Below are 25,370 nucleotides of genomic sequence, written 5' to 3'. Positions count from 1 at the left end.
AGTCGTGACGAACAACAAGGCGAAGAAAATTCCTTCGCCTAGCCCCTTTTTTTATCCAAGGAGTATATAAAACATGACAATCAAGGTCGGTATCAATGGATTTGGCCGCATTGGGCGGATGGTATTCCGTGCGGCGGTACAGAATTTTCCGGATATTGAAGTCGTCGCCATCAATGATCTGCTTGAGCCGGACTATCTGGCCTATATGCTGCAGCATGATTCGGTGCACGGCCGCTTCAAGGGAGACGTCTCTATCGACGGCGATACACTGGTCGTCAACGGGAAACGGATTCGGCTGACGGCCATCAAGGACCCGGCCGAGTTGAGATGGGGAGAAGTCGGCGCCGAAGTGGTCATCGAGTCCACAGGCCTGTTTCTCACCAAGGAGACTTGCCAGAAGCACATCGCTGCCGGCGCCAAAAAAGTTATTATGTCGGCTCCTTCCAAAGACGACACACCCATGTTTGTATATGGGGTGAACGATAATACGTATGATGGCCAATCCATCATTTCCAATGCTTCATGTACCACGAACTGTCTTGCCCCTATCGCAAAAGTATTGAACGATACCTGGGGTATCAAACGGGGTTTGATGACTACGGTACATGCCGCTACTGCCACTCAGAAGACCGTCGATGGTCCTTCCAACAAGGATTGGCGGGGCGGCCGCGGCATTCTGGAAAACATTATTCCGTCCTCGACTGGCGCGGCCAAAGCCGTCGGCAAGGTGATTCCCGAGCTGAACACGAAGCTCACCGGCATGGCTTTCCGTGTGCCGACTTCCGACGTTTCGGTGGTCGATCTTACCGTTGAACTGGATAAGGATGCGACCTACGAAGAGATTTGCGCAGCCATGAAGCAAGCATCGGAAGGCGCCATGAAGGGTGTACTCGGCTATACCGACGAAAAGGTCGTTTCCACCGATTTTCGCGGCGAGAGTTGCACCTCTATTTTTGATGCGGAGGCTGGCATGGCTCTGGATGGCAGTTTCATTAAAGTGGTTTCCTGGTACGATAACGAGTGGGGGTACTCCAGCAAGATTCTGGAAATGGCTCGTGTCGTTGCCGGCAAATAAATAGTCGCGGCATAATGAAGAGTCCTGGATATGGCATCATTTTCAGGCTCTTCTCCGACCTTCCGCTCTGCCTTTCGATTGCCCATCGGAGGGATTTTTCATGAGCGATCCCTTCACCGCACAAATTGGAGTTCCCAGTGTCTGTCATTAAAGTCACCGACCTTGATCTCAAAGGCAAGCGCGTGTTCATCCGCGCCGACCTCAATGTCCCGGTAAAGGACGGCAAAGTTACATCGGATGCGCGAATAACCGCCTCGATGGCTACCATTAACCACTGCCTGGAACAGGGCGCAAGAGTGATGGTGACATCCCATCTGGGCCGGCCGGAAGAAGGCGTCTGGTCCGAGGAGAATTCACTCAAGCCGGTCGCCGACAATATTGCCGCACGCCTGGGCAAACCCGTGCGTTTGATCCGGGATTGGGTAGACGAGAATTTTGAGGTTGCCGAAGGCGAACTGGTCGTTCTGGAAAACTGCCGCATCAATAAAGGCGAAAAGAAAAATTCGGACGAAACCGCCCAGAAATATGCGCGTTTATGCGACGTGTTTGTGATGGATGCTTTCGGTACGGCACACCGCGCTCAAGCTTCGACTTATGGTATCGCCAAATATGCTCCGGTTGCGTGTGCCGGGATTCTGCTGACGGAAGAGCTGGACGCACTCACCAAGGCACTCCTGAACCCGGCACGTCCTATGGTTGCGATCGTTGGCGGCTCGAAGGTCTCGACAAAGCTTACCGTATTGGAATCCCTTTCGGAGAAGGTTGATCAAATGGTCGTTGGCGGCGGCATTGCCAATACTTTTCTGAAAGCCGCCGGGAAAAATATCGGTAAATCCTTATGTGAAGATGACCTCGTCCCTACCGCCAGAATGCTGATGGATAAAATGGCAGAACGTCAGGCTTCCATCCCTATTGCCGTGGATGTCGTGGTCGGAAAGAAATTCGACGCCAGCGAGCCTGCGGTGGTGAAGGATGCCGATACGGTTGCCGACGACGAGATGATTTTCGATATTGGCCCGAAGAGTGCGCAAGAACTGGCGGACATTATCATGAAAGCCGGTACTGTCGTATGGAACGGGCCAGTTGGCGTGTTTGAATTCGATCAATTTGGCGCCGGCACCAGGACCATCGCCATGGCCATTGCCCACACGAAGGCCTTCACCCTGGCTGGCGGCGGCGATACCATCGCCGCCATACAGAAGTACGACATCTATGACAAGGTTTCCTACATTTCCACCGCTGGCGGTGCTTTTCTAGAGTTTCTGGAAGGTAAAAAACTACCTGCCGTGGAAATACTTGAACAGCGAGCGCAGTGATTCATACGATTTAACGTACCACTACGCTACGCCTACCTCAAAATGATTCGAAGAACAAAAATTGTGGCAACGCTCGGTCCGGCATCCAGAGACCCCAAGGTACTCGAACGAATGATAAATGCCGGGGTGGATGTGGTGCGGATCAATTTTTCGCATGGCACAAGGGAAGAGCATATAGAAAGCGCCGAATTGGCCCGTTCGCTGGCACGTGCCGCAGGACATGCCGTGGGCGTTCTGGCGGACTTGCAAGGACCGAAGATTCGCGTCGGCAGATTTGAAAAGGGCAATATCCTGCTCAAAATTGGCGATAAATTCATACTTGACGCCGAATGTGAACTGGGTAACCAGGAACGGGTGGGTCTGGATTACAAAGAACTGCCAAATGACGTGGGAACGGGCTCGACGCTTATCCTCGACGATGGCCGCATTGTACTGGGCGTTTCCGAGGTCAAGGGGAGCAAGGTGTACTGCGTGGTTGAGCAGGGCGGAGTACTATCCAATAACAAGGGGATCAACCGCAAGGGCGGCGGACTCAGTGCACCTGCCTTGACCGCCAAGGACGTGGAAGACATCAAGACCGCGGCAGCGCTTAAAGCGGACTACCTTGCCGTATCCTTCCCGCGCTCCGGTGATGATATGCGCTGGGCACGAGACGTGATGCGCGATGCCGGCGGCAAAAGCCTGCTAATGGCAAAGATCGAGCGCTCCGAAGCAATTCTGGCGTTGGATGATATTTTGGAAGCCTCCGATGCCATCATGGTTGCGCGAGGTGATCTTGCGGTAGAAGTGGGCGACGCAGTGGTACCGGCTTTGCAGAAGCGAATGATCCGCACGGCACGCGCCAACAACAAGCTCGTGGTGACCGCTACGCAGATGATGGAATCCATGGTGAACAGCCCTATTCCAACCCGCGCGGAAGTGTCCGATGTCGCTAATGCGGTACTGGATGGCACCGATGCGGTAATGCTGTCGGCGGAATCCGCCGCGGGACAGTATCCCGTCGAATCGGTCGCAGCCATGGCAAGAGTCTGCCTCGAGGCAGAAAAAGAGTATCTGGTGAGCAGCGAACTCCGCCGGCTTCAGGGCGGCCTTCCAGAAACGATAGAGGAAGCGATTGCACGTGCGACCATGTTCACTGCGGGGGGGTTGAAAATTCGGGCCATTGCCGCGCTCACACAGAGCGGCAGAACGGTATTGTTGATGTCGCGCAGAAGCTCCAACGTACCTATCTTCGCGCTGAGCCCTCAAGAGGATACCCGCCGTAAAATGACGTTGTTTCGCGGCGTCTATCCCGTTAAGTTCGGCGGCGGATCGAACGATCCCGAGATTATCCTGAATCATGCCGAAAATGAATTGCTCAAGCGCGGCGTCGTGCGCAACGGCGATCTGATTATCATGACTATTGGCGAGCCGGTAGGCAAAGCCGGCGGGACCAACACGATGAAGATCGTCAAGGTAGGAGAACACAGAAAACATGAACGAAAACCGGGATTCTGAGCGCGGGTCGGGCATGATATTTTTCTGCCTTTCATTACTGACAGCTCATCACTCGACACACGACAAACTGATTTTAACTTGGAGGAGGCTCAAATGGCACTCGTATCACTGCGTCAACTTTTGGATCATGCAGCGGAAAATGGCTATGGGCTGCCCGCTTTCAACGTAAACAACCTGGAGCAGATCCAGGCCATCATGCAGGCAGCCGACGAATGCGACAGCCCGGTAATCATGCAGGGTTCGGCCGGCGCGCGCAAATATGCGGGCGAAGCCTTTTTGCGCCACCTCATCGCGGCAGCGGTGGAGGCCTATCCGCATATTCCCGTCGTCATGCATCAGGATCATGGCGCATCCCCGGCGGTATGTATTAATGCGATCCGCAGCGGTTTCTCCAGCGTCATGATGGATGGCTCGCTGGAGGCAGATGCAAAGACACCTTCATCCTTCGAATACAACGTCGCGGTCACCGCCAAGGTGGTGGAGATGGCGCACGCGGTAGGCGTATCTGTCGAGGGAGAGCTGGGATGCCTGGGCTCGCTTGAATCGGGCATGGGGGAGGCGGAAGACGGCCACGGAGCGGAGGGTAAGCTCTCTCATGATCAATTGCTGACCGATCCGGAGCAGGCTGCTGACTTTGTCAAGCAAACAGGGGTGGATGCCTTGGCGATTGCCATCGGAACCTCCCATGGCGCGTATAAATTCACCCGCAAGCCGACCGGCGACATTCTCGCCATTGAGCGAGTGAAGGAAATCCACCAGCGTATTCCCAATACGCATCTTGTCATGCACGGATCCAGCTCCGTGCCGCAGGAATGGCTTGACATCATCCGGGAATACGGCGGAGAAATGAAGGAAACTTATGGCGTGCCGGTAGAGGAAATCCAGGAGGGCATCAAGCACGGGGTGCGGAAGATAAATATCGATACCGATATTCGCCTCGCCATGACCGGCGCAATCCGCCGTCATCTTGCCCAGAACAAAAGCGAATTCGACCCGCGGAAATTCCTCAAGGATGCAACCGCTGCGGCAAAGGATATTTGCAAAGCGCGGTTTGAGGCGTTTGGTTGTGCCGGTCAGGCAGGCAAGATAAAACCCGTCATGCTGGATAATATGGCCAATAAATATGCTAAAGGTGACTTGAAAGCTGTTATCAAGTAGCGCAGCAATACTTGACCCGGAAACGCCACTCTCTTTTAGGCGTAAAAGATGAGTGGAGGGATAGCAAGGCTAAAAAGGCGGTCAATGACCGCCTTTTTTGTTGGGCAAAAAAAGTGGGGCTGGCAAGGGGCGAGTTCGCCGTCCGTTCTATCCTTTCGGTATGGCTCAGGCGCCACCTGGACCGTGGGAACACCCTTACCAGAATGGGCTACTTTTATCGAAATTCGCCCAGGCATTTGTCAGTTCCAGCTTTTTCGCCAGCGCCTTGCTCGCGACCCAACCCCGGATAATACCCACTGCTTCATGCTCACTTCTTTCATCACGGGTGCCAGGCACTTCGCTCAGCAATTGCTCGATAATTGCCGTGTCGTTCACCACGCCCAGGATATCTTGAAGTTTCGCTAAGGATTTAATGTAAGCTTTCACTTTTTTTTGGGAATAGAATCCAGCGAAAAATTCCCCCGCGTACCGTTGCTTCTTGGCGAGAATACGCACCGCATGCAATTCCGCCGGATTCAGTTTCGCCAGTTTTCTACCGTACTTTTTCAGTTGCCGGTGCCGATGCGCCAGTAATGTTCCGGCGAATTCTTTCACCGGCCCGCCGAGCCCGCCAGAACCACCAGGCCCATCAACCCCCACCCGATTATCCAAACCCATCAGATCGGACGAAGTAACCCAGGAGTCCGCACTCAACCATGCGCCCAGCTTCAGCATCAGCTCCGTATAATGCGCCGATTCCACCGCGCTACGCGCGTCATCGTTGTGACGGCAGCGTATCTGCTCACATTTCTCCTGTAGCGGCAGGATGCCGGGGTGGTCGGAAAAATGCGGGAGAATATCGGCTAATGTCTCCGTCACGAATACATCCCAATCCCGGGCTGGACCAAATTGCCCGGCAAGCCATCTTAACTCTTGTGCCATCGGCGCAAACGCAGCCTTGGAAAACGCCCTGGAAAAAATGTTGAAAGCCGAACGTAATCTACGCAAAGCAACGCGTATCTGGTGCAGATATTCGATATCGCCACCGTACAGCATGCCGGCTTCGTTGCTGTGCAAATGGCCAAGGCAATTCCAGGCGATTGCCTTGAACGCTTCATTTACGCTCATTTCGGCAACAAGCTGAACTGATGTCGCTTTCAGTGGCGGAGATTCGATGCCGGAAGCAAGCGTATAGCCACGCTCTGCCTTGCTCACATTTTCCAGTCTGAGGGGAATGGTATGCAGCAGATCCAGCGCAAGCTGAAACAACGGTAATGGACTGCCTGATTTTAATTCCAGTTCGATTTCGCAAAAAGACATGCTGGCATCGCCAGCGACGATCCTGCCCTGATCGAGGCAAAGCTCTGCCTCACCGCCACCCGATAAGCGCAATGTGCGGATCCTGCGTTTACACTCGGTGATAAACAACGGGCGCATTTGCTCGCGCAGGTCGGCGTTATCGAACAACCTGATAAGAGAAGGATCGGAGATTTTGGTGAAATCAGGTTGTGGTTTCGGTACTGGCGCTTCCCATTCATATCGCTGATGCAATCCCGCTGCCGCACTACCTCCGCCCTTGATGCTCTGTATCCAGCGTCTACCGGAACGACGCAATCGGAATGCCACGTCATTACCTCTAAGATCCAAATTAGAAGTATCGTAATAAACGGTGTAAAGATTTCGCGTAACGGAAGGCGAAATACTCAGGGATTTCAATAACGGACTCCGCTGCACTTGGGCAACGCAGTTCAAGGGCAAGCGTAATTTCAGCTCGATTTCGGTAGCCATACTGTGGTCCTGCAGATTTGCTCCATGGCTGATTCAACCTAAATCCGGTAGTTGGACGGGGTGAAGTGTACGGTTTTTGGGGTGCAGGGCAAGGCGCAACGACGCGGAATGCGACCACGCAGGGCGGAGCAGTGCCTTCCGCAGGAAGGTGCGACCCCGAAGCGGGATGCGGTGCCCCTTGCGTGTGGAACGCAATCGCAGCATCCCCTGCGCTGCCCGATCCCCGCTTCGCGGGGTCCCTCGGGCGACGCTTCGGGGCGCCGTTCCATTCCAAGAAGTTGCAACGCAGCCATGTGCCCCAAAAACTGTGCAATTCTCCCCGTAGCGCCCTCACCCGGAAAGTGGCGTTAAATAATATGAGATATTGTTATTAATCATGACACTGATCTATTAAATGAGCGGTCAACTACCGGATTTAGGTTCAACCTGGTTTTGATGTTGCCAATTCCGCGAGCAGCATCTCCTGAGCGCAAAGTCGCTTGCCTCTGCGGGTCGTTTTGAGGCGATAGTTACCGTCACCATCCATGTTCCATGCCTGTCTGTTGTCCTTGAGGTATATATTAAGGCCTTCAGCAAGCACACGCTTTTTCAATCTCGCCTCCAGAACCGGAAAGCATATTTCGATCCGGCGAAAAAAATTCCGATCCATCCAGTCGCCACTTGAAAGATAGATGGTTTGCGCACCGCCGCTACGAAAATAGAAAATCCGGGTATGCTCGAGAAACCGTCCGATGACCGAACGCACCCGGATGTTATCCGACAACCCCTTGATGCCGGGTCGCAGGGCGCAGACGCCGCGCACGATAAGATCGATTTTTACACCCGCGCCGGAAGCGGCATATAGCGCCTTGATGATTTCCGGCTCGAGCAAGGCATTCATTTTGGCGATGATACGTGCAGGCTTCCCTGCTTTCACATTTTGAATTTCGCCATTGATGGCCGCCAGCATCTGGCTGTGGAAGCTGAACGGAGATTGCCACAAATGTCTTAATTTCCCGGCCTTGCCGAGACCAGTCAACTGCGTGAATACTTCGTTCACGTCCGCGCAGACGTCCTCATTGGATGTGAATAATCCGAAATCGGTATAGAGCCGGGCGGTGCCGGCGTGGTAATTACCCGTACCCAGGTGTACGTAACGCCGCAGCTTGCCTTCCTCACGCCGAACCACCATTGCCATCTTGGTGTGAGTTTTGTAGCCGACCACCCCATATACGACATGGGCACCGACTTCCTCGAGCCGGCTGGCCCAGTTGATGTTGGCCTCTTCATCGAAGCGCGCCAGCAACTCCACCGCTACCGTAACTTCCTTGCCGCTGCTGGCGGCAGCGATAAGTGCCGCCATGACCAGCGAATCCGTTCCGGTACGATATACGGTCTGTTTTATGGCCACGACGTCAGGATCAGCCGCAGCCTGCTGAATGAAATGAATCACCGGCTGAAATGATTGATACGGATGATGCAGGAGGATATCGTTCTTCCGGATCATCTGAAAAATATCCACAGCTTTTTTCTTCTGCAACGTTAGCGGCAGACCGGGAATGAAAGGTGGGTATTTCAGGCCAGGGCGCTCGATCCGATCCGGAACCTGCATCAACCGTACCAGATTCACTGGCCCTTCCACCTGATAAAAATCATCTTGCGAGAGACCAAGTTGCTCCAATAAGAAATCCGACATGTGTTTCGGGCAATTGTCCGCCACTTCGAGCCGTACCGCGTTGCCGAAATGTCGCTGCGGCAACTCGCCTTGCAGCGCGATACGCAGGTTCTTGACTTCTTCCTCGTCCACAAACAGATTACTATTGCGGGTTGCGCGGAATTGGTAACAGCCGAGGACGCTCATACCGGAGAATAATTCACCCACATGCGCATGCAGGATTGAGGACAGAAATACGAAGTTGTACTCGCTGCTGCTGAGCTCGGGCGGCAGTGGAATCACGCGCGGCAACACACGCGGCGCTTGCACGATGGCCGTTCCAGAACCGCGCCCAAAAGCATCTTTGCCTTCCAGTTCAACTGCAAAATTCAAACTCTTGTTGAGCACGCGTGGAAAAGGATGCGAAATATCAAGACCTATAGGCGTCAGAACCGGCATCATCTCACGAAAGAAATACGCCTTGATCCACTCGCGCTGAACCTCGTTCCAGGCGGCGCGGCGCAGAAAGCGGATGCCTTCACTTGCAAGCCCTGGCAGAACGTCCTGATTCAATAATTGATACTGTCGCGCCACGAGTGCATGTGCCTGTTCGGAAACGAGCTTGAATACCTGGCGCGGCAACATCCCATCCGGCCCGAAACCAGGCGTATCCAGCTTGATCTGCTCCTTTAGCCCGGCAATGCGCACCTCAAAAAATTCGTCCAGATTACTGCTGACTATGCACAGAAATTTCAGGCGTTCCAGAAGCGGCGTATCCTTGTTTCCAGCCTGAGCAAGAACTCGCCGGTTGAACTCTATCTGGCCCAGCTCGCGGTTGAGAAATGGACTAACAGTTTGGGTATTTGTCATGGAAAAACAGCTTTTGCCTGCACGGCTTCGGCAGTAGTGGGTAAATCGAATCTTTCGCGAACGACGTACTTTAGAATTTATTATTTCGTCAGCGGCACATAGCCCACAGGTTGCTCGGCCCCTGCCCCGAAGAAATACGCCTCGAGTTGTTCCGCCAGATACTTGCGTGCCTTGATGTCCGATAGATTCAAGCGGTTCTCATTGACCAGCATGGTCTGATGCTTGATCCATCCGGCCCAGGCCTCTTTCGATACGTTATCGAATATGCGTTTCCCCAACTCCCCCGGATAAGGTTGAAAATCCAATCCTTCCATTTCACGCCCGAGTTTGATGCATTTAACGAATTTTGCCATTTGAGCTCTTCTCCAAGTATGACAGTAGATAAACTTGCCGGGTACATCAACCTTAACCGTATTCGCCCATTAATCAAAAGCGCTGGTTCCGTGACGATGAACGGCACAGCAGTCGATCAAGCTACCGCTTATATATTTTTCTCGAATACCTTGGAGCGACGCCGGTAATTGTATAGCCCCTGTTTTGCTTTAGGTAATTCATGGACATCAGTCTCGAGGAAACCTCGCTCGACAAACCAGTGGGCGGTTCGGGTAGTGAGAACAAACAATTTTTTACTTCCCTGGGACCTGGCCTTGGTTTCAATGCGCTTGAGCAATGCATCCCCACACCCTGCGCTACGATAATCCGGATGCACTGTGAGACAGGCAAGCTCGCCCGCCTTATCGTCCGGAAAAGGATAGAGTGCGGCGCAGCCAACTATCATTCGATCGTGCTCGACCACTACGAAGCGGTCGATTTCCATCTCCAGCAATTCGCGGTTCCGCCGTACCAGTGTCCCATCAGCTTCAAGAGGCCCGATCAATTGCAGGATAGCGCCGACATCTTCTATCCTCGCATCCCGTAAATTTTGCAACGGACCATCCGATATCATGCTTCCTATACCACTGTGCGTGAATAGCTCCTGCAATATGGCGCCATCCACGTGCCGGCTGATGAGGTGAACGCGTGACACACCTCCTTCACAAGCCCGTACCGCAAACGGCAGATACAACCGGACATCGTCCGATAGCCTGGGGGATTCATCGGCAGACCGCGTCAGGAGTGCCTTACTTTCGGCCACGGTCAGTTCACGCGGCAGCAATGTCTCCGACGTATCAGGAGATTCCTTTTCCATGCTTCCGGCATCCATCAGAAAAATCAGTTTTTCTGCCTTGAGCGCAATCGCAGCTTCTGCCGCAACATTTTCGAGCGTCAGATTAAAAATCTCGCCCGTCGGTGAATAGCCCAGTGGTGAAAGTAGCGTCAACTCCCCTTGTTCCAACCGCGAACGGATAGCCGCGGTATCCACCTTCCGCACTTCACCGGTATGCATCAGGTCAATACCTTCTATTACTCCAACCGGGCGTGCAGTGACGAAATTTCCGCTGGCAACGCGAATAGCGGCATTGGCCATAGGCGAATTGGGCAAACCCATTGACAATAGCGCCTCAATTTCAACCCGAACGCGCCCTATTGATTCCTTTACGCACTGCAGCGCCGCGCCGTCGGTGACGCGCATCCCCCTGACGTATATCGTCTGCAGGTTGTTTTCATCCAGCCGCGATTCGATCTGCGGGCGCGCACCATGGACCAGCACCAGGCGTACGCCCAGGCTTGCCAGCAAATTGAGGTCATGAACAAGCTCGACAAATTTGCCATCAGCCACGACCTCGCCACCAAAGGCGACAACAAAGATTTTATGGCGGAAAGCGTTAACGTAGGGCGCTACCGAGCGGAACCAGCTTACAAAATCCGTGTCTAGCCTCATGTTGGAGATGCACTGCTCAATTATGTAATAGAAATGAAGCGGGTATTGCACTAATCTTACGGTTCAATGCTTGAATCAAAGCCTCAAAACCGAATGTACATGCACATGCACATGCACATGCACATGCTACCATTTGAATCCCGGATTTCAATAATCACCCCATAGCGCCTGCATTGCTGCCACTGCCGCCAATGCAGCGGTTTCGGTACGAAGTATGCGCTCACCCATCCGTAACGGGACAAATCCAGCCACTTGGGCCGCAGCCTCTTCCTCCGCGGTAAACCCACCTTCGGGCCCGACCAGTAGCGTTAGCGGAGCGGCAGCAAGAGATGCGGGAAAATCGCGCAAGCCTTTTTTTGCTGCGGGTGAGAGCATGAAACATGAGCCAGGAGGGTAATCGCTGCTTGAATTCTTGCGCTCGTTAACCTGATTGCCCAGCCATCTGGATATCGATACCAACGGCATCATCGGCGGAACGCGATTTCTACCGCACTGCTCACAAGCGGCAATAATAACTTGTTGCCAGTGCCTTATGCGTTTTTCGGCACGCTCGTCTGATAGTTTCACCACTCCCCGTTTTGTATCCAGAGGCTGAATGCGTGTTACTCCCAACTCCACCCCCTTCTGGACAATCCAGTCCATTTTCTCGCTGGCGCACACTGTTTGCGCTAACGTGATGTCGAGTCGCGACTCACGCTCGATATCAAGGTACTTTTCGACCACCACCGTAACGCCGCTTTTATTGATAAGCTCAATAGTCGCCCTATATTCGCCGCCGTTGCCGTTGAATAAAATCAATTCATCACTTTGCTGGAGTCTTAACACGCGTGAGGCATGATGCGCCGCAACCGCAGGCAGTTCGATGACCTGGCCTGCACTGATTCTTTCGGGGGAAAAAAAACGGGGGAGTGCCATCGCTTAGGAGGAGTGAGCAGGAAGAACCAATAATCAGACCCATGATAATATAATGGCGCATCAACAGACTTGTATTTCGCAGAACGATATTGTTCGAGGTTTTTACCGTTTTATATCAATCCATATTGGCATGCGAAATTATATTCATTGGTGCTGCGACCGTTGATTTTTAAAGTGCAGTGAGACCTCAATTCATTTTGTTATTAATTCCGGAGAGAAAATATGGCGAGCCTGGAAACACCCGTTTGCGATTTCGGTTGGAAGGCAGCGGACTTTGACTTGCCGGGGGTGGACGGAAAACGGTACAACCTCGCATCCGTAAAAGGCGAAAAAGGATTGCTTGTGATGTTCATCTGCAACCATTGTCCTTATGTCAAAGCGATCCGGGATCGCATTGTCCGGGACGTGGCGGAGTTACGCCAGCACGGTATAGGTGCCATCGCGATCATGTCAAACAACCCTGTCGAGTATCCGGAAGACTCATTCGACAACATGGCGCGGATCGCCAGGGAATGCGATTTTTCTTTTCCCTATGTCTGGGACGAGACCCAGCAAGTGGCAAAAGCATACGGAGCGGTTTGCACGCCCGACTTCTTCGGCTTGAATGACCGGCTCGAATTGCAGTATCGTGGCCGGCTGGACGCCTCCCGCAAGGAGGCCGCCCCTCCTGGCGCGCGACGCGAACTTTTTGAAGGAATGCTCCAGGTTGCCCGAACCGGGCAGGGGCCTGACGAACAGATTCCCAGCATCGGGTGTTCGATCAAGTGGCAGGCGGAATAACCGGTGCTCGACGCGGTCATCGCTGCGGTCAAAGCGGTTGCACAGCAGGAAATACTGCCGCGCTATTTGAAGGTGGCACGGCAACGCAAGGCGGACGGTAGCCTGTTTACCGAAGCAGATCTCGCCACGCAGGAAACATTGTCGAAGGAATTACGAAAGATTTATTCGGGCCCCGTGGTTGGGGAAGAAATGGCGGAACGCGAACAAGTCGATCGCTGGCATGCGGGTGATGCCGGACTGTGGTGCATGGACCCGATAGACGGCACTTCGAATTTTGTCAACGGACTACCCTATTTCGCGGTTTCGGTGGCGCTGATGCGCCACGGCAGAAGTGTGCTCGGCGTGGTTTATAATCCTGTTTCAGACGAAATGTTCTATGCCGAGCGAGGCAAAGGCGCCTACTTGAACGGTGAAAAGCTGCCGATCAAGGAGCATGTCTCAGCTTTGCGCGGCGCGATGGCGAACGTTGATTTTAAGCGGCTTACACCCAAACTTGCAGAAAGCGTCTGCACCTTGCGCCCTTTTTCTTCCTATCGGAATTACGGTGCCTGCTCGCTGGAATGGTGTTACACCGCTGCCGGCCGGTTTGACCTGTACCTGCACGGCGGGCAAAAACTGTGGGACTACGCTGCAGGCAGCCTTATTCTGCAAGAGGCCGGGGGACACATGTGTGGTCTTGATAAAGATGATTTCTGGGCCGAGCCGCTCTGGCAGCGCTCGGCCATCGCTGCGCTTGACTTGGGCCTGTTTATCCAGTGGCGGGACTGGGTGCGAGCACATCGTTAGTTGATCATAATATGCCAACCCCTGGTTCGGTCGACCGGGATAGCTGGACTCCGGTTGAAATCGAGGCTGCGAGATCTGTTTTCCTTGCTCAATGGATTCAGCTCATTTTTTTGGGCAAGTTGACTCGCTTATTCGAGCGGTTCGCCCACGCTTGATTGTGTCGGTCGAACAGATACAAGGAAGCTCATTAAATATATTAATGCTTTCTTCCGGCACAACTTATTGAAGCCATGGCAAATCATGGATATAGTGGGCAACTCGCAGCTCGATCTCTGCCACTTGCGTCCTGCGTTCCTATAACCATTCGGTGATCCGAGTATCGTGACGCCCTTATTTCAAGGACTAATCTTTCTTGCACACCAGCCGTAATTAACTGAAATGAGGTATTCCATGCTGGCTCCCAACTCTGTTGGCTCGACGCCACCCACAGAAATATCCGTTGGATTCTTGATTTATTTATTGAAGACCTGCCGCGATCAGCTTGCACCAAGATCCGCTCTCAAGAGAAACGCTAATGCAGAGAAGGGAAATTTTATATGCGTAATGTAAGCAAGTTTAAGGCGACGAAAAATCTATTGGCGCTTATGGTCTCTGCGGCACTGATTGGTGCCGGCACAGCAGGTTGCGATAAATCAGGGAACGCCCAAACCCTGATTTCCGACGCCAGGCAGTATCAGGAACAAGGGGACGACAAGGCTGCCATTATCCAGCTCAAGAACGCGCTGCAGAAAAATCCGGATGATCCCGAAGCGCGCTACCTTCTGGGTACGGCCTACAACAAGACCGGGGACTTACGGTCGGCGGAGAAAGAGCTGCAGAAGGCTTTAAGCCTGGGAATGAGTCCTGCAACGGTAATACCTGAGTTGGGGCAAACCCTGCTTGGCCTGGGCGAATTCCAGCAGATAATGGATAAAACGAAGCAGCTGTCCGAAGATAAGCCTTCAGCCGAAATTTTGACATTGCGCGGAGACGCTTCGCTGGCATTGGGGAAAATTAAAGAGGCCGAGGGTCTGTTCGAGCGCGCGCTCAAGGACAAACCCGATTTTCCGGACGCACTGATCGGTTTGGCCAAATATTCGCTGGCGAATAGAGACCTTGAAGCGGCAACGCAATTCACGGAGCAAGCGGTAACGAAAAATCCGGATGATTCCGGTGCCTGGCTTTACAAAGGCGATCTGCTGCGCATCCAGGGTAAAGTGGATTCCGCGCTGGCTGCCTATGATCAGGTTATAAAACTGAAGCCAAACAGCTCAATGGCGTACCTCAATAAAGCATTCCTGGAAATCGGCACGAGGAAATTCGAAGTTGCGAAGACGGATATCGATGCGGCACGCAAGGTAGCTCCCGGCAGCATCATGGTCCTTTATACCCAGGCGCTACTGGACTTCAATGAGGGCAAACACGGCGCCGCGCTGGAATCTTTGCAGCAGGTATTAAGCAGAGTACCTGACCACATGCCCAGCCTATTGCTTGCTGGAGCAGTCCAAAACGCTTTGGGATCGGCGCCACAAGCAGAGCAACATCTGAAACAATATCTGGAGAAGGATCCGCAAAACCTTTATGCACGCAAGTTGTTGGCTTCCAGCTTTTTGAAAAGCCGCCAGCCTCAGCGGGCAATCGACGTATTGACACCGGCCCTCAAAAGCGGGCAACAGGATCCCCAATTGCTCGCTCTGGCGGGCGAGGCCTACATGCAGGCTAAAGATTTCGTCAAAGCAACGGAAAATTTTGAAAAAGCCAGCCAGCTTGCACCGAAAAGCGCACTGCTCCATACCGCGCTCAGCATGAGCAAACTGGGTCAAGGCGAAAGCAACCGCGCAGTGGCCGAACTGGAAACCGCGGCTAAGCTGGACCCCAAATCATCCCAGGTGGGGATCCTGCTGGTCATGACACACCTTCGCCTTAAAGAATTCGACAAGGCGCTCGCCGCTGTGAAAACAGTTGAAAAGGAAGATCCGGACAATCCACTCGTTCAAAATCTGAAAGGCGGCATCTACATGGGCAAAAACGATGTCGCGAACGCACGCACCAGCTTTGAGAAAGCACTTTCTCTCCAGCCGACTTACTTTCCGGCTATAGCTAACCTGGCTCAACTTGATTTGCTGGAAAAAAAACCGGACGCCGCCAAAAAACGCTTTGAAGCCATTCTGGAAAAAGACAAGAAAAACATTCAGGCCATGACCGCACTAGCGCGCCTCGCTCTCAGCCAGCAACAGAACAAGGAGGCCACTACATGGCTGGAACGATCAAGCCAGGAGAATCCTGAATCGCAGCAGGCAGCCATGCTTCTGGCGGATCATTATCTTCGTTTGGGAGAAAAACAGAAATCTCTGACCCTTGCGCAAAAACTCCAAGGCAGCAACCCCAACGATCCGGGTGTCCTGGAACTTCTGGCGCAAGCCCAACTCGCCAATGAAGACAAGGTGGCTGCGCTGGAGAGTTATAAGAAACTCGTCGCCATGAGGCCCGAATACGCGGTTGCTCAATTGCGTATCGCCTCGATTTATGCGGCGATGGAGAACCCGTCGGCAGCGGCGGAGGCGCTTAAAAAAGCGCTGGTCATCAAGCCGGATTATGTGGATGCGCAATTGGCACAAACTGCGCTAGAGGTACGCAAAGGTAATCATGAGCAAGCTCTCGCTATCGCCAGGCAGATCCAGAAACAGCAGGGAAAGTCGCCCGTGGGTTATATTCTGGAAGGCGATTTGCTGATGAAGCAAAAGGATCCCGCCGCTGCTGCGAAGGCGTACGAGCAGGCGTTCGCTCTCAGCAAGAGCGGACCGCTATTGACGAAATTGCATGCATCACTTAGCGAGGCTGGAAAAGGGAAAGAAGCAACCCCCCGGCTGGCTGCGTGGCTGAAGCAACACCCTGCCGACGCAGCCACCCGCATGTACCTTGCTGAAAGCTATATGGCGGAACGGCAGAATACAGCCGCCATCGAGCAGTATCAGATTATCTTGAAGCAAGCCCCTGATTTTATGCCCGCACTGAATAACCTGGCTTGGCTCTATCAACAGGAAAAAGACCCGCGCGCCCTGGAATATGCGGAGAAGGCTTATCGGGTGACCGCCAGCGATCCGACGGTATTGGATACGCTGGGATGGGTATTGGTGGAACAAGGCAATACTACACGAGGTCTGCCGCTGCTGGTGAAGGCAACGTCCCTCATGCCTGAATCAGCCGAATTCCGCTACCATCTTGCGGTCGGACTTGACAAATCAGGCGACAAGGCAGGCGCTCGTAAGGAACTCGAACAACTGCTAAGCGCAGGGAAGGATTTTCCTGGCATTGATGAGGCTAGAGCATTGCTGAAACAGATGCGGTAGGCAGGCTACCGGTATGTGCAGGCTCACCTTGACTTGATGCATGTCTGTAAATTGATGGGTTTCACCCTTGGTATGGGCATCCCGCATGTGCGCGATACGCCGCGCTTATAGGGTGATGTTGTTATGGGTATGCATGTTACTGGCTCAAGCAGATACTTGAGCCAGTAACACAGAAATAAGATGACCCCAAGGGGGAAGCCATCCGCACGTCCTCTTGCCATGTATCAATTCCTTATGGTCCCACGCCGTCCACCCGGGCAGAGAAAAGTTTAATGATTTCTGCCGAGGCTCTTTTTTCGCCAGCTTTCATTCAAAAGCTTCTCCATTCGCTTTCCTGTCTTCACGAACAAATCTCCACGATCGAATTGTCGCTTTCTAGCGACAAAAAAAAACTCTAATTTTCAGCAAGTTATCATATTACGAAGAATATTCGGCTGCGCTTGGCGACAGCGTAAGTATTTCTAAATTTTGTTATTGCTTGATTATATACAACTAAAATAATCTGGCACGAATTATGCTTTGTGCTAATGCAACCAAGCTCGTCCCGGTTAACTATTCCAGGCGTGCACGAGTTCTCATAACGTATAACGTAATCTCAAGCCATCACGTTCGACCCATCAATTGCTCAACTTGATCTCACGTGTTGCATTAAGCAGCACATCAAAAGACTGACCAGAGCCGGTCGATATCCATACTGCAAAAGTTGCGTACTTCAAACTTGAGTCAATCCGATTAAATTTTTGGACACTACCATGCTATTACATAATGACGAAAGTCCTCGCTTTAACAGAGCTCATCCTTTCTCATCCGCGGGAACAAGTGGAAATCGCACCGCGCTGCGATTAATGCCGGCGTCACATGCGCACCCAAAAGAAGGCTTGCGGAATGAAACCCCTGATCAGTGTGTTTTGAGGCGTGGCGATTACAGTATCCGCCTGGCGGATTCACCAGGGCGAAGCAGTGAGGTGAGCGCGCTCATCAAGCGCATGTATTCCTGGCGTGGCTATAATACCACCGAGCAAACTGCTGTATCTTCCCCCAATCAGACCACCTTGGAGGCGTTCAGCGGAGAAGATCTCGTTGGCACGCTCTCGTTAAGGTTTGATTCGGAACATGGGCTGCTCGCTGACGAACTTTACGCAGAGAAAATCAGCACATTTCGGGCAAAGGACAGGAAAGTATGCGAACTGTCAAAGCTCGCTATCGATCCTCAGTTCAGTTCAAAGGAATTGCTTGCATGCCTGTTCAACCTTGCATACATATGCGGTCGCATCATTCACAGGGCGACGGATTTCTTTATCGAGGTTAATCCACGCCATACAGGATACTATAAGCGCATGCTAGGGTTTAACCAGCTCGGCGAAACCCGCAACTGCCAGCGTGTTAATGCCCCGGCCGTGCTGCTGCATTTGGAACTGGATTACGTGGACGCCCAGGTTTCCTCCTTGGCGGGCTCGCGGGAGCCCCGGGAAAGGTCGCTCTACCCCTATTTTTTACCTGAGCATGAGGAAAAAAAAGTAGCCAAGAGGATCAATTACATTAACAAAACAACCGCTTTCGATTTTGCTGCCCTGTGCGGTTAAGCCAAAACGCATTCTTTTTTTCACACTTCACTCCGAATTTTTTCAGGCTTTTACTGTGCCTCTTACCGAATCGGTCCTTGCATGAGGTCAGAACGGGATAAGCGGGACGTATCGGTTATCTCTTCACAGGATTAGACAGACGGGGAATCCAATTTTATAATTTGACGTACGCTTGTCTCGCTGATCCCGAACATTCAAACGTTACACCGGCTTTAGCGAGTATAAAGCCGATAGAAATCGCCGTTGGAGCGAAAGTGCTTGCAGCAATGGATACGCTCAACGCGGTTCGATGCAACGGCTGCTGACCTGCCGTTTCCGTTTATCGTGGCACCAGATACCGAGCCCAGCTATTTCCCTCCGACCATTCGTGCAAGCCCGCGTTCCCACCGGCCGTCTTACCAATCATCTCGCGTTTAGTCGATATGCGACAAATCACGCCAAGTCAAATTCTCACTTTCCTGCTGTTGCTCGTATTAATCCTCACTCTTGGCTTTGGTACTACCTGGCTGCTTTTTGGTTCGCTATCGCTGGGAGATTTCCGCGGTGTAGTGCTGACAGGCGCGGCCCTGTTCTGGGTGTATATTTATGCCTTTGCGGTATATCGGCTGTTTCTGCGCATTTTACCCTTGCGGGAGGGCGATATTGCGGAGGGTTCTCAAGAAGAGTTTGCGGCGCAAGTCAATATACTGTTCTACCTTATCCTGTTCAATTCTCTCATCAGAACGCACTTCCTGCCGGTGCCGCTGCTTCGGCTGGTTTACCTTGCGCTTGGTGCACGCCTGGGCCACAACACCTATAGCGCAGGAGTCATCCTCGACCCTCCGCTGACTTATATCGGCAGCAACTGCATTATTGGCCATGATGCAGTGCTGTTTTCCCATGCCATAGAAGGCAGGCGACTTTCACTTTCCGCAATTCATATCGGAGACAATGTGACTATTGGCGCAACTGCTGTGGTGATGTCCGGGGTTACCATCCATGATGGCGCCATAGTCTCGGCAGGCGCTGTGGTAACCAAGGGTAGCAGCATCGGAGAGGGTGAAGTCTGGGGAGGCGTCCCGGCCAAACTGCTCAAGCGCCAGAGGCAGTAAAAGTATAGATCGAATGAGACTGTTATCTGTTATCTGTTATCACAAGCATGATGATTGTCGGGTTACTTTACACGGCTGAGCATAATATGACCGCCTATACTGATAAGTCATTGTATATACTAGGAAAATAATGATAGATACGACCTGGCACGGTTCGTGCTTTTCCTCTAGTGGGAACCCGTAGATGACGGAGACCGTAAATCAAGATTTTTAACGCAGCGCACCAGGAGATTTTAATGAAACAATTTAAATTAGCGACGTTGGCGGCAGCCGCCCTTGCAATGGGGCTGGGTTTAGCCGGCAACGCGCAGGCAGCGGCCTACGCCTATTCGCAGAATAGCCTGCTTGATGGTTTTTTTATCTCTAACAATACCGCGAATGTATTTGGAGCCCCCGTCAACACGTCCGCCGATTCAGCGACCCTTTCGGGCTCGCCTTCGGCCGGGTTTTCCGCTGTAGGAACCGGACTCCAGGATGCGGATACCGCCAATCTGGGTACCGCCACCGGAACGAACGTCTGGACACCGTTAGGTCAGGGCATCGGCACCTACTCAAGAGGCGACGCGGCGATTACTCAGGAGCAATTCGGCATAGGGGCCGGAGAAGGCATCCAGTCGGCAAACGTCGCTGAGGCCAACATCGACCTCAACGGTACGGCAGAAGCGCGGGGGAATAACTCTTCGGGAACATTCTTCAATGTCGACTTTATAGTTTCGGCGGCCGGCACCGCAACATTCGAGTTTACCTTTGATCCGATACTTAGCGTAGCGCTCAGCGCTGATATCCTGCCTGGTTCTCTTGCTCAGGCTATTCTGACAGCTTCGTTGACGATTACAAATAACCTGACTGGAGAAACCGTCGTCTCGTGGGCGCCAAACGGTAATGGTTCGATAGGGGGTACCATCGGCGGAACTGTTGAGTCTGATCCTTACAGCCTTAACAAGACGCTCTCGCAGTTTCTCGCAGGATCCAACCAAATCGATGACCCCCTTGGAGTGTTCCGGATGACCACCGGCATTTTACCAGTGGGCACCTATAACGTTACAGCAGAGCAATCGGAACGGGTAAGTCTTGTCAGCCGGGTTGCCTTAATTCCTGAGCCTGCAACCCTTGCACTGCTCGGCGTGGGATTGGCTGGCATGGGATTCGTTTCCCGTCGCCGCAAGCAAGTATAAGCGCTCCTACTCGCATCTAGAGGGCAAGGGTTTTATCCTTGCCCTTTTTTCATTGTGCATGCCTTTCCTTGCGACCCATGCGCGGTCAACAAGCACGCGCTCACAAGCAGGCAAAAATTCCAGGCCAACGGTCTGGAATTGGCTCATACAGAAACTCAATCTTATCCTATCGCTCCCTTTGAAGCTGATCCTGGAGAAATCTCTGCGTAAATCCTACGCGGGCGCATAGTTTCCGCCTGTTGATTTTGGGTTTACCTGAGGGAATTCCCTGAGGTGAAGCGAACAGCGCGGCGCTTCTTTCTGCTCGCTTTCCCACGCTTCTCCAATACCAATGTTCCCTGGCAGCCATGGCGCTACAAGTTTACGAAGTTGGCGCGGCAGCAGGATAACAAGATTGGCAGCCTGAGCGGTCTTACAATATCCGACCAACTTCTGCAGGCGTGTACCGCGAACTAATAGTGTCGAATTATCTTACAGTTTAGGCGCGTTCTCATCCCAGGCTTTGCGAAACGGTATGCTAAGCCACTGAAAACAAATAATAATATTACACTGGCATACACATTGCTTCAAAAATAGTGGGAGCGAGACTACAAATTGTCGAGCTAGAGCGACTGTCTTGCTTTTGATTGGCTTCGGTTTCACAAGATTATCCAACTCAGATCCCAACTCAGGAGTCCTAATTATGAAAACGAAATTCAAGCTGCTTACACTGTCGGCGAGCCTGCTGGCTGGGGGATTGGTCCTTTCCGATCAAGCCCAGGCCGGCGCCTATGCCTTCTCCTATAATCATATTCGGGACGGCTTTATCAACGTGACGGGGGGCACGGCCGTTTTAACTAATTCCAGTTCCTCAACCAGCACAACAGGGACGCCGTTGCCGGTAACCCGTGCAGGAGATCTCGTTATTGGCTCAGCGCCGAATGCGCTTCCTGCGACCCAGGGGGGTCCCGTGAGACTCGACGAGACAGTCGGCGGCACCCCTCTCATCACTGATAACGGCTACACGCCATTCGGCCGCATCGGGACTTCATACTCCTGGGCCGATGGCAATACCCGCAGCGAGCAGGACGATGCTGGCGGCCGGATCGAAGTCGTCAACGCCGCCGAGGGGAATATCCACGACGCGCCCGGCTCCGCCACGTCGGGCGCCGAAAACAGCTCTAACTCGATCCTGACAATGACGGCAGACCTGCCCACCGGCGGCACGCTACAATTTACGTTTGAGGCAAATCCTTACCTGGAAGCATTCATTCATGAGGCCGGTTCGTTGGCCGCAGCGAATCTGGATAACAACATCACCATCCGTAATGATGCCACAGGCGCCGTCGTGTTCAGCTGGGCTCCGGACGGCTCTCCGGGGGGTATAACTGGCGGGACGGAAAACATAGATAGCCAGAGTCTGAACAACAGCATCAATGATCTCATTGCCGATGGTAGCGCCGCGATTTACTCGCCTGGTGCTGCTTTCACCCGGTTCGACGCAATAACCAACCCGTTGGGTGCGGGCGCTTATACCATCAGCCTGTTCACGCAAGAATCCCAGGTCGTGGATAAAAAAGTGCCCGAACCGGCGACGTTGGCGCTGGTGGGATTGGGAATGCTCGGCATGAGCTTCTTCGCCCGCCGCCGCAAGCAGGCATGAGCGTTTCCCATTGGCTGTCTTGAAAGGCAAGGGGTAAAACCCTTGCCTTTTTTTAATTCAGCATCGGCTATCTACGGCCCATCCGCACTCAGCGGAAGTGCCTGGGCGGCGAGTGTAATATTTTCCGACATTGCTTGAGCCTACCTATAAAAAAGCGGATCGTCTCTGCTGCTACGCCGGAAGTTGATCCAATGAAGATTGTTGTCTCTCTTTAGCGAGTATCTCCGCTACAATTTCCCTTAAGCGCTGCCCCGCATCATACTGCTGCAACAACCGACTGAGCCGGTTGGCCGCCTGAGCATGAGGAGAATTTCCCAACATGACACTTGCCGCCGAAAACAGATCATCAGAAGATATCTCTGCACCGCGCAGCGCGAGACCGGCGCCTGCGCGTTCCACCGCCCCCATGTTCAGCAATTGATCCATGTTGGAACACACGCCGATAACCGGTAAACCATGGGCTAGCGCCTGATAAGTGGTCAGGCTGCCACCGTTGCTGATCACCAATCTCGAGCGCCGGGTTGCGATATCCATGGGCAAGTAATCGGTAATGTAGGCATTGGCAGGCGCATCGGCAATCGCAATTTTGCCGGCAGTGGCAACGATAATCGTAGCGGGTAACCGTGACAGGGCATTGAGCGCCATGGGCAGGAGGTTGGCCTGCCCCGAACTGCCCAAGGTGAGAAAAATCACCGGTTTGTCGTCGGGCAGGTGATTCCACCACTCGGGCAATTGAGTATGGGTTGACCACAGCACAGGACCGAGATAGCGATGGTGGGCCGGCAGATTGCAGGTCGGCACCATTTCCGGGATGTCGGCATACAATGTGTAATCGCCCCAAGTGTAGGCATTTCTGAGATCCGGCCCCAGCGGTGGTAGCCCATAGCTGCGGCGCACCCGGTTCAGGGGTCGCGCATGCTGGGCAAAAGCCATAGGCCGGACGGCATTAAACAATTTTTGCGCCAGGTGCACACCCAGAATTCGCGTCATGGGCAGGTCAGGTACTGGATAATCGGTGTCCGCGAACGGACTCCAGTAGGCGTTGACCACTGCGGCATAAGGTATTTTTCGCAAGGGCGCACTCACAGCCAGCGATAGCCTGAAGTCGCCGATGACCAGATCGGGTTTCAGGCTGTCGAGCAATGCCAGGTCGTTTTCAACATACTGAGTGAGCGTCTCGACACCGTACAGCGGCTTACCCTGGGCAAGGGCATGCGAGAACTCGGCAGACGGGATCGATCGAATAGGATGAAATGCGCATCCCAGGGATGGTTCCAGATCGGCGTAGCGAGGGTCTGACGCGACAGCTATTTCATATGCAGGCGAATCGAGCGCCTTTGCCAGCGTTGAAATTCGCGCGAAATGCGCAAGCGTGACCGCCTCGGCAACAAGAAGAACGACTGGCTTTCGCATTTGCATTACATCCACTCCAAGGAAAGCAATAACATAACACGTGGATTATTTTGTATCATGGCTACGCAATAAAATTAGCGCGGGTTTTACAGATGCACCACGGCCAACCGTTAAAATAAGAGCGAAAGCCGTGAGTGACAGATGCGTGAGCTGTGGCATCCGTTCCCAACAGCCGGAAGGCCCGGGGTGACCGTGGCTCCCCTTGCCCTGCGCCCCAAAAGCCGTACACTTCTCCCCGTCCAACTACCGGATTTAGGTTAAATCTTCTATGATTTTGGAGTGCCATGGTTGACCTGCTGATTGCCGCGCGCAATCTGGCGCGTAATCGAAGGCGGGCGCTGGTAGCCCTGCTTACGGTAGCTGTCGCCGCAACCTCCCTGATACTTGCCGATGGCTTTATCCAGTGGGTTTTCTGGGGTATGCGTGAGGCCACCATTCAGTCTCAGTTAGGTCACATTCAGGTAATGCGGCCCGGCTACCTCAGCGCAGGCGCAGCCGATCCTTACGCCTATCTGTTGCCTGAGAATCTGCCGCAGCGCGGAGAGATCGAGTCCACGCCGGGCGTCAAGCTGGTCGCGCCGCGGCTTTCGGTAACCGGCCTTATCAGCCATGGCGAGACAACAGTCGCATTTGTGGCGGATGGTGTCGATCCACAAAAACAAAAGGAGGCGGAGCTGAGCAAGGCCTTGCGTATCGCGGAAGGCCGGAATCTCGCGGCTGCATCAGCGAAAGAGGTAGTCCTGGGCCGTGGTCTGGCACGTAATCTTGACGTGCACCCGGGCGCCACCGTCGCATTGCTGGCAACCACTCCCGGGGGTGGCGTCAATGCCGTGGAAGTAGAAGTCGCCGGAATATTTGTCAGTACCAATCAGGCTTACGACGATTCCGCGTTGCATTTGCCCATTAATTTGGCCCAATCACTGCTGCGTGTCAACGGCGCGCATGTCTGGCTCGTGCTGCTCGATGATACCGAACGCACTGACGACTATCTCGCGCAGTTCCGTACCCGTTTCCCCGCGCCAGAGAACAAACTGGAATTTGTGCCATGGTACCAGCAAGCGGATTTCTACAATAAAACGGTAGCGCTGTTCTCTCAGCAGATGAACGTGTTGCGGCTGATCATTGGCTGCATCATTGTGCTCAGCATTTCCAACATGCTGGTGATGAACGTACTCGAGCGCACCGGCGAGATCGGCACGTTGCTGGCCATCGGTTTCAAGCGGACAAAAATCCTTTATCTGTTCGCCATCGAAGGGCTCGTACTCGGACTGGCCGGGGCATCCCTGGGCCTGGCGATTGGTTACGGACTGGCCGAACTGATTTCTGCGATCGGCATCCCCATGCCGCCGCCCCCCGGCATGGAAGAAGGTTACACTGGGCAAATCCGGGTTACATCGAGCGTGTTGATGAATGCGTTTCTAATCGCATTTGTGACCCCTGTGCTGGCGGGTTTATATCCCGCATGGAAGGCATCGCGTCTGCCGATCATAGACGCGTTGCGTCATAACATTTAGAACT

19 protein-coding genes are annotated in these 25,370 nt (G+C 53.3%); 13 read left to right on the top strand and 6 right to left on the bottom strand.

The features are described from left to right. The first annotated feature begins 73 nt into the window (after positions 1-73). The 4 genes from gap (at position 74) to fba (ending at position 5,046) form a co-directional block, all read left to right on the top strand. Positions 74-1,075, top strand: a complete 1,002-nt coding sequence (gap, locus tag BLP78_RS02040) for a type I glyceraldehyde-3-phosphate dehydrogenase (RefSeq protein ID WP_090455948.1) — start codon at positions 74-76, stop codon at positions 1,073-1,075. A gap of 137 nt (positions 1,076-1,212) precedes the next feature. Next, positions 1,213-2,391, top strand: a complete 1,179-nt coding sequence (locus BLP78_RS02035; RefSeq protein WP_090455945.1) for a phosphoglycerate kinase — start codon at positions 1,213-1,215, stop codon at positions 2,389-2,391. A gap of 42 nt (positions 2,392-2,433) precedes the next feature. Further along, positions 2,434-3,888, top strand: coding sequence for a pyruvate kinase (gene pyk / locus BLP78_RS02030; protein ID WP_090455943.1), 1,455 nt, complete (start codon positions 2,434-2,436; stop codon positions 3,886-3,888). 93 nt (positions 3,889-3,981) lie between these two features. Then, entirely contained in the window at positions 3,982-5,046 is a 1,065-nt protein-coding gene (gene fba, locus BLP78_RS02025) for a class II fructose-bisphosphate aldolase (RefSeq protein ID WP_090455941.1), read from the top strand. 195 nt (positions 5,047-5,241) lie between these two features. On the opposite strand, the gene BLP78_RS02020 is transcribed toward fba, so the two are convergent. The 5 genes from BLP78_RS02020 to BLP78_RS02000 all read right to left on the bottom strand — a co-directional run bounded on the left by BLP78_RS02020 (position 5,242) and on the right by BLP78_RS02000 (position 12,053). Continuing rightward, positions 5,242-6,813 (bottom strand): CYTH and CHAD domain-containing protein, encoded by a 1,572-nt coding sequence (locus BLP78_RS02020; protein ID WP_090455939.1) that lies wholly within the window; start codon positions 6,811-6,813, stop codon positions 5,242-5,244. A gap of 421 nt (positions 6,814-7,234) precedes the next feature. Further along, entirely contained in the window at positions 7,235-9,316 is a 2,082-nt protein-coding gene (gene ppk1, locus BLP78_RS02015) for a polyphosphate kinase 1 (RefSeq protein ID WP_090455937.1), read from the bottom strand. 80 nt (positions 9,317-9,396) lie between these two features. Next, positions 9,397-9,669, bottom strand: a complete 273-nt coding sequence (locus BLP78_RS02010; protein WP_090455935.1) for an oxidative damage protection protein — start codon at positions 9,667-9,669, stop codon at positions 9,397-9,399. 128 nt (positions 9,670-9,797) lie between these two features. After that, entirely contained in the window at positions 9,798-11,138 is a 1,341-nt protein-coding gene (gene argA, locus BLP78_RS02005) for an amino-acid N-acetyltransferase (RefSeq protein WP_090455931.1), read from the bottom strand. A gap of 147 nt (positions 11,139-11,285) precedes the next feature. Beyond that, complete coding sequence (locus BLP78_RS02000) at positions 11,286-12,053, bottom strand: 16S rRNA (uracil(1498)-N(3))-methyltransferase (RefSeq protein WP_090455929.1); 768 nt, start codon at positions 12,051-12,053, stop codon at positions 11,286-11,288. 222 nt (positions 12,054-12,275) lie between these two features. Here BLP78_RS02000 and BLP78_RS01995 point away from each other — a divergent pair, with 222 nt between their 5' ends. The 8 genes from BLP78_RS01995 to BLP78_RS01960 all read left to right on the top strand — a co-directional run bounded on the left by BLP78_RS01995 (position 12,276) and on the right by BLP78_RS01960 (position 22,439). Continuing rightward, complete coding sequence (locus tag BLP78_RS01995; RefSeq protein ID WP_090455927.1) at positions 12,276-12,833, top strand: thioredoxin family protein; 558 nt, start codon at positions 12,276-12,278, stop codon at positions 12,831-12,833. 3 nt (positions 12,834-12,836) lie between these two features. Then, entirely contained in the window at positions 12,837-13,619 is a 783-nt protein-coding gene (locus BLP78_RS01990; protein ID WP_090455925.1) for an inositol monophosphatase family protein, read from the top strand. A 536-nt stretch (positions 13,620-14,155) separates the two neighbouring features. Further along, the gene (gene prsT, locus BLP78_RS01985) at positions 14,156-16,948 is read left to right on the top strand and encodes an XrtA/PEP-CTERM system TPR-repeat protein PrsT (RefSeq protein ID WP_090455923.1); all 2,793 of its coding nucleotides are present in this window, start codon (positions 14,156-14,158) and stop codon (positions 16,946-16,948) included. 845 nt (positions 16,949-17,793) lie between these two features. Further along, entirely contained in the window at positions 17,794-18,531 is a 738-nt protein-coding gene (locus BLP78_RS01980) for an N-acyl amino acid synthase FeeM domain-containing protein (protein WP_218118896.1), read from the top strand. Between the two features lie 422 nt (positions 18,532-18,953). Continuing rightward, entirely contained in the window at positions 18,954-19,622 is a 669-nt protein-coding gene (locus tag BLP78_RS01975; RefSeq protein ID WP_090455921.1) for an acyltransferase, read from the top strand. A 236-nt stretch (positions 19,623-19,858) separates the two neighbouring features. Continuing rightward, the gene (locus BLP78_RS15080; RefSeq protein WP_143002865.1) at positions 19,859-20,797 is read left to right on the top strand and encodes an EDSAP-1 family PEP-CTERM protein; all 939 of its coding nucleotides are present in this window, start codon (positions 19,859-19,861) and stop codon (positions 20,795-20,797) included. Between the two features lie 273 nt (positions 20,798-21,070). Beyond that, entirely contained in the window at positions 21,071-21,253 is a 183-nt protein-coding gene (locus tag BLP78_RS01965; RefSeq protein ID WP_090455919.1) for a hypothetical protein, read from the top strand. Between the two features lie 226 nt (positions 21,254-21,479). Beyond that, complete coding sequence (locus BLP78_RS01960) at positions 21,480-22,439, top strand: EDSAP-1 family PEP-CTERM protein (protein ID WP_090455917.1); 960 nt, start codon at positions 21,480-21,482, stop codon at positions 22,437-22,439. 171 nt (positions 22,440-22,610) lie between these two features. Here the strand turns inward: BLP78_RS01960 and BLP78_RS01955 are convergent, their stop codons facing one another. Continuing rightward, positions 22,611-23,858, bottom strand: coding sequence for a nucleotide disphospho-sugar-binding domain-containing protein (locus BLP78_RS01955; protein WP_090455914.1), 1,248 nt, complete (start codon positions 23,856-23,858; stop codon positions 22,611-22,613). 278 nt (positions 23,859-24,136) lie between these two features. On the opposite strand from BLP78_RS01955, the gene BLP78_RS01950 reads away from it, so the two are divergent. Continuing rightward, positions 24,137-25,366 carry an ABC transporter permease gene (locus BLP78_RS01950; protein WP_090455912.1) on the top strand — a complete coding sequence of 410 codons (1,230 nt, stop codon included), beginning with the start codon at positions 24,137-24,139 and terminating at the stop codon, positions 25,364-25,366. The last annotated feature ends 4 nt before the right edge of the window (positions 25,367-25,370 follow it).

Source organism: Nitrosospira sp. Nsp1, assembly GCF_900100985.1.
Classification (GTDB): Bacteria; Pseudomonadota; Gammaproteobacteria; order Burkholderiales; family Nitrosomonadaceae; genus Nitrosospira.
This window is presented reverse-complemented; position numbering and strand designations above follow the sequence as displayed.